Source organism: Streptomyces lancefieldiae, from assembly GCF_031845825.1.
Lineage (GTDB): Bacteria > Actinomycetota > Actinomycetes > Streptomycetales > Streptomycetaceae > Streptomyces > Streptomyces lancefieldiae.
Genome location: NZ_JAVRFH010000139.1, coordinates 1 through 4,598, shown reverse-complemented (window position 1 = coordinate 4,598; position 4,598 = coordinate 1). Strand labels below are relative to the sequence as shown.

The window sequence follows — 4,598 nt, the reverse complement described above, 5'->3', positions numbered from 1 at the left end:
GTTACGCAGCACCCTCGCCGTCTACGACACCACTGTCCCCACCGGCCCCTCCCCGCCGGACGGCCTCCCCCACGACGACTCCCGCCTGCGAACCACCCACGGCCGCCACCCAGGAGCATGACGTGCGCCCCACCCACCTCGACCACACCGACACCCTCGAACTGCCCGTCACCGGCGACGGCCCGTTCAACGCCCTGCACACCTTCTGGAAACCCTCCCACTACCTCACCGGCCTCGAAGCCCACACCGAAACCCGCAGCTGGCGCACCTTTCGCGTCGACGACCTCGTGGTCGGCGTACGGCTGCTCGCCGAGGACCGCACCGTGATCGCAGACGTCTACACCGACGGCGACTACAAGCCCGCCCACCGCGACCACCTCATCCGCCGGCTCATCGCCTCCTACGGCCTGGACGAGAACCTCGCCGAGTTCACGGAACTCGCCGCGGGCGTGCCGCAGATGCGCGATGTCCTGCGTGCTCTGTCCGGCATGCGGCAGTCCTGCCCCGAGGACCACTTCGAGATCGCCGTGATCGCGCTGCTGCTGCAGAACGTCACCATCCACCGCACCACCCAGATGACCCGCAACCTCCTCGTCCACCACGGCCGCCTCGTCCACTTCGACGGCATCACCCTGCGCGCCTGGTTCACCCCCACCGAGATCGCCCAGGTCACCCCGGAGACGCTCAAGGAACAGGACCGGCTCGGCTTCCGCGCCAAGAGCCTGCCCCACTACGCCGCGTTCTTCCGCGAGCACACCACCGAAGACCTCCAAGCAGCCGACGACCTTGGCGAGGCCGTACAGCAAATCAAGGGCGTGGGCCCCTACACCGCCGCGGTGATCGCCTCGCACGCCTCCCGGGACCCGGCCGCCTTCGGCATCGACGTCTGGAACCGCAAGATCCTCGCCCGCCGGATCCTCGACGCCGACGACGCAGCACCGGAAGCCGTCACCCGACGCCTGAACCAGCTCTTCCCCGGCCGCGCCGGAACCGCAGGCCTGTACTTCGTCGAGCACGAGTACCTCAACGCCCCCGTCGCTCCGCTCCTCGACCCGGACGGCATCGACGCCTGGAACGAGGCCTTGGAGCGTCCCACGCCCTGACTCCACCCGCACCGGCCACAGGCAGCATGCGCCCGGCGCCACTGCCACCCCAGCCATGCCCTCACGACTCCCCGGACAAGTCCACGAACGGGTGACACGAAGCGTTCGAGTGGCTTCCCGCGCCCGTCGAGCCGCACTGGAGCGACAACCACCCCTCAATAGAACCTTTGCTCACTATCTGCCCCGGGTCTGCCCGTTACGGGTCCATCCGGGAGCCGTTGTTAGAGCACCAGTACCCCTCATGCGCCCATCTGGAGGACCCCGTGAATCCTGTGCCCGCCCTCGTGAATCCTCCCGCCGCATTCGAACATCTCCAGCTGGCCGTCCCGCATCTGACGCGTCGGCGGCGCCGGGTTGACGCCCGTCGCAGCGCCGCACGACCGGATACGAGGTGGGGGGCATGAGCGACGGCAGTGATGCAGACACCATCCGCCAGGGTGCGGTGCCCGGTCCGCGCGGGGCGGAACTTCCACTGCCGCCCGCCGCCGTGCCGGCCGGGCCGCAGGACGGCGACATCGCCGACGGCCTGGAGGAGGCGTACTGGTCGAAGTACGACGGCGCCGCATCCAAGGCCACGGTCGGGCAGATCCTCGCGCGGCTGCCGCGGATCGTGCGCCGGATCGGCCGGCTTGCCTGGACGGCGGACCGGACCGCGACCCTCGCAGTCGTGATCCTGCAGCTGGCGTCGGCCGCGATGACGGCGTTCGGACTCATGGCCTCGGTAGCGGTACTGCGGGAGCTGTTCGCCGAGGGGCCCACCCCGGACCGGGTACGGGCAGCCATCCCCCAGCTCCTCGTCGTGGTCGGCTTCCTGGCCGCCCGGGCGCTCCTTGAGGCGGGCGTCGCCGTCGCGCAGGCCAGGGTGACACCGAAGATCCGCACCGCGCTGGAGTGCGAGTTCCTCACCCTGACCGCCCATGTGCGGCTCGAGGTCGTCGACGACGCGGACTGGCACGACGAGGCCTACCGGGCCAACGACCGCGGCCTGTTCTACGCCCGGCAGATCGTCGGCCAGGTCGTCTCCCTGGCCGCCGCACTGCTCGGGCTCGTCGGAACCGCCGGCGTCCTGGGCGTCCTCCACCCGGCCCTGCTGCCGCTGCTCCTGCTGTCCGTGCTGCCGGTCGGCGCGGCCGCCGTACGCGCCGCCCGGGCCCGCTTCCACAGCTTCAAGCGGTGGAACACCCTGCAGCGCCGGGTTCGGGTCTTCTCCTGGCTGCTGCTGGAGAGGGACGCCGCCGCCGAGCTCCGCTCCGATACCGCCCAGGGCGCGCTGCTGGAGGAGCATCGCCGGCTGACGACACGGATCGCCGAGGAAGACACCCGCCTGGGCGTGAGCTCGGCCGGGCTGGCCCTGGCAGGCCGGGCCGTCGGCGGGATCGGCACCGGCGTCACCTACACGGCGCTCGGCGCCATGCTGATCGCGGGCTGGCTGCCGCTTGCCGCCGGCGCGGGCGCGGTCCTCGCCATCCAGGCCGCCCAGACCTCGCTGACCCGGCTCATCGACGTCTCCCACCTGGTCTACGAGCACGCCATGTGGGTGGACGACCTGCTGGCCTTCCAGGAACGCTGCCGCACCCTCCAGCCGCGCCGCAGCGGGCTGCCCGCCCCCGAGACGGTGAAGACCATCACCCTGGAAGACGTGTCCTTCACCTACCCGGGCAAGCCCACTCCGGCGCTCAACGGCATCTCCATGACCCTGCACGCCGGTCAGACGGTGGCGTTCGTCGGCGCCAACGGCTCTGGCAAGTCCACCTGCGCCCGGCTCCTCGCAGGACTGTACGAGCCCCAGGACGGGGGCACGGTCCGCTGGGACGGCGTGAACGTGCTCGACATGGACGCCGAATCGCTGCAGGCCCGTGTGGGCTGCGTGCTCCAGGACCCGGTCCGGTTCCCGTTCAGCGCGCTGGCCAACCTGACGGTCTCCCGGGGCACCCTCACCCAGGCCGACCCGCAGCGGGCCCTGGACGCCGCGCGGGCCTCCGGCGCTGAGCAGGTCATCGCCGCACTACCCGGACGGTGGGAGGCGCTGCTGTCCAAGCGGTTCCGCGGCGGCCAGGAACTGTCCGCCGGCCAGTGGGCGAAGGTCGCCGTCGCCCGCGGCCTGTACAAGAACGCTCCCGTCCTGCTGCTGGACGAACCCACCGCCAGCATGGACCCCCGCGCCGAGCACGCCGTGTACGAGGCGGTCCTGCGGGACAACCCGCGCCCCGACCAGATCACGGTGCTGATCTCCCACCGCCTGGCCAGCGTCGTCGCCTGCGACCGCATCTTCGTCTTCGAGGGCGGCCGCATCACCGAGAGCGGCACCCACCAGGAGCTGATGGACTTCGGCGGCGAGTACGCCGCCATGTTCACCCTCCAGGCCGACGGCTACCGCGCCGAGGCAGGGGAGGCAGCGTGATGGCCGACCACGCGCAGCCTCATCCCGCGCCGTCCGGCGCCTGGCCGGAAAACTTCACCAGTCACCGCCGGGGCACCAACTGCCCCATGTGCGCGAACGACTTCACCGCCGACGACATCGGCTGGGGCCTCCTTCTCCGGCGCGGAGAGGTCAGCAACGCCTACCTGTGGCGCAGCGGCCAGGTCCGCGGGTACGCCGTCGTGATTTACACCGGCCGTCACGTCGCCGAGCCCACCGAGCTGGACGAGGAGGAGGCGGCCGCGTTCTGGCGCGACGTCCTCGCCCTGGGCCGGGCCCTGGAGGCGCTCTACGAGCCACTGAAGATGAACTACCTGCTCCTGGGGAACCAGATCCCGCACGCCCACTGGCACTGCGTTCCCCGCCGCGACGTCGGCACGGACCCGGCTCCAGGGGGGCCGCTGCCCTTCGACGCGCTCGATCTCGGGCGGCAGGACGAGGAGCAGCTGCAGGCCGATGCCCGAGCCTTGCGCCGGCTGCTGGCCGAGGCGGACGGCCGGTCGGGGGTGCAGCGATGAGCGGCGCCGAGTCGGACGTGATGGTCGTAGCGGGGATCCTGCCGCTGTTCTACCGGATCATCCCGACCGCGGTCGACGAGGGTCCTGCGGGGACCGCGACCCGCAACTACGTGGCCCGGGACCGCGACGGAGGCCGGTGGGTCGTGAAGGCCTACCCGGCGGGCACGAATCTGGACGCGGAGCGCCAGGCGCTGGAGCTCGGCCAGTTCGCGCGGCTCGGCCGGATCCCGGTGCCGGTGGTGCGGCAGACCCTGGACGGTGACCTCATCGCGGCCACCGGCGGGATGGCGGTGTCGGTCGCGGCGTTCGTCGAGAACGCGGAGACAGCGGAGGGCGGCCTGTCCGGAGACCGGTGGGCCGCTGTGGGCGAGACGGTAGGCCGCCTGCACCGGACCCTGGCCCGGCACCCGGCCGGGCCTCCGCACCGCGTGCCCGCCCGGGAGGTGTGCGAGGTGAAGCGGGCCCGGCAGCGCCTCGACCGGCTGCTCGCCCTCTTCAGCAAGAAGCCGCCGCCCGTCTCGGGGTTTCGCGCGTGGGCGCTGGAGACCGCCGCCCATC

At 71.8% G+C, this 4,598-nt stretch carries 4 protein-coding genes; all 4 read left to right on the top strand.

Annotation, left to right across the window (positions count from 1 at the left end; all coding sequences use genetic code 11):
• Positions 1-122: 122 nt before the first annotated feature.
• Entirely contained in the window at positions 123-1,103 is a 981-nt protein-coding gene (locus RM812_RS40685) for an endonuclease III domain-containing protein (RefSeq protein ID WP_311585837.1), read from the top strand.
• Between the two features lie 400 nt (positions 1,104-1,503).
• The gene (locus RM812_RS40680; protein WP_311585835.1) at positions 1,504-3,504 is read left to right on the top strand and encodes an ABC transporter ATP-binding protein; all 2,001 of its coding nucleotides are present in this window, start codon (positions 1,504-1,506) and stop codon (positions 3,502-3,504) included.
• A complete protein-coding gene (locus RM812_RS40675) occupies positions 3,504-4,040 on the top strand; it encodes an HIT family protein (protein ID WP_311585833.1) in 537 nt (178 codons plus the stop codon). The genes RM812_RS40680 and RM812_RS40675 overlap by 1 nt, the downstream gene beginning before the upstream one ends.
• The coding region (locus RM812_RS40670) for a phosphotransferase (RefSeq protein ID WP_311585831.1) at positions 4,037-4,598 on the top strand (562 nt) is incomplete at its 3' end. The genes RM812_RS40675 and RM812_RS40670, both read left to right, overlap by 4 nt.

Coding starts and splice junctions, on each gene's coding strand:
- RM812_RS40680 (WP_311585835.1), top strand. CDS start 1,504: ATGAGCGACGGCAGTGATGCAGACACCATCCGCCAGGGTGCGGTGCCC.
- RM812_RS40675 (WP_311585833.1), top strand. CDS start 3,504: ATGGCCGACCACGCGCAGCCTCATCCCGCGCCGTCCGGCGCCTGGCCG.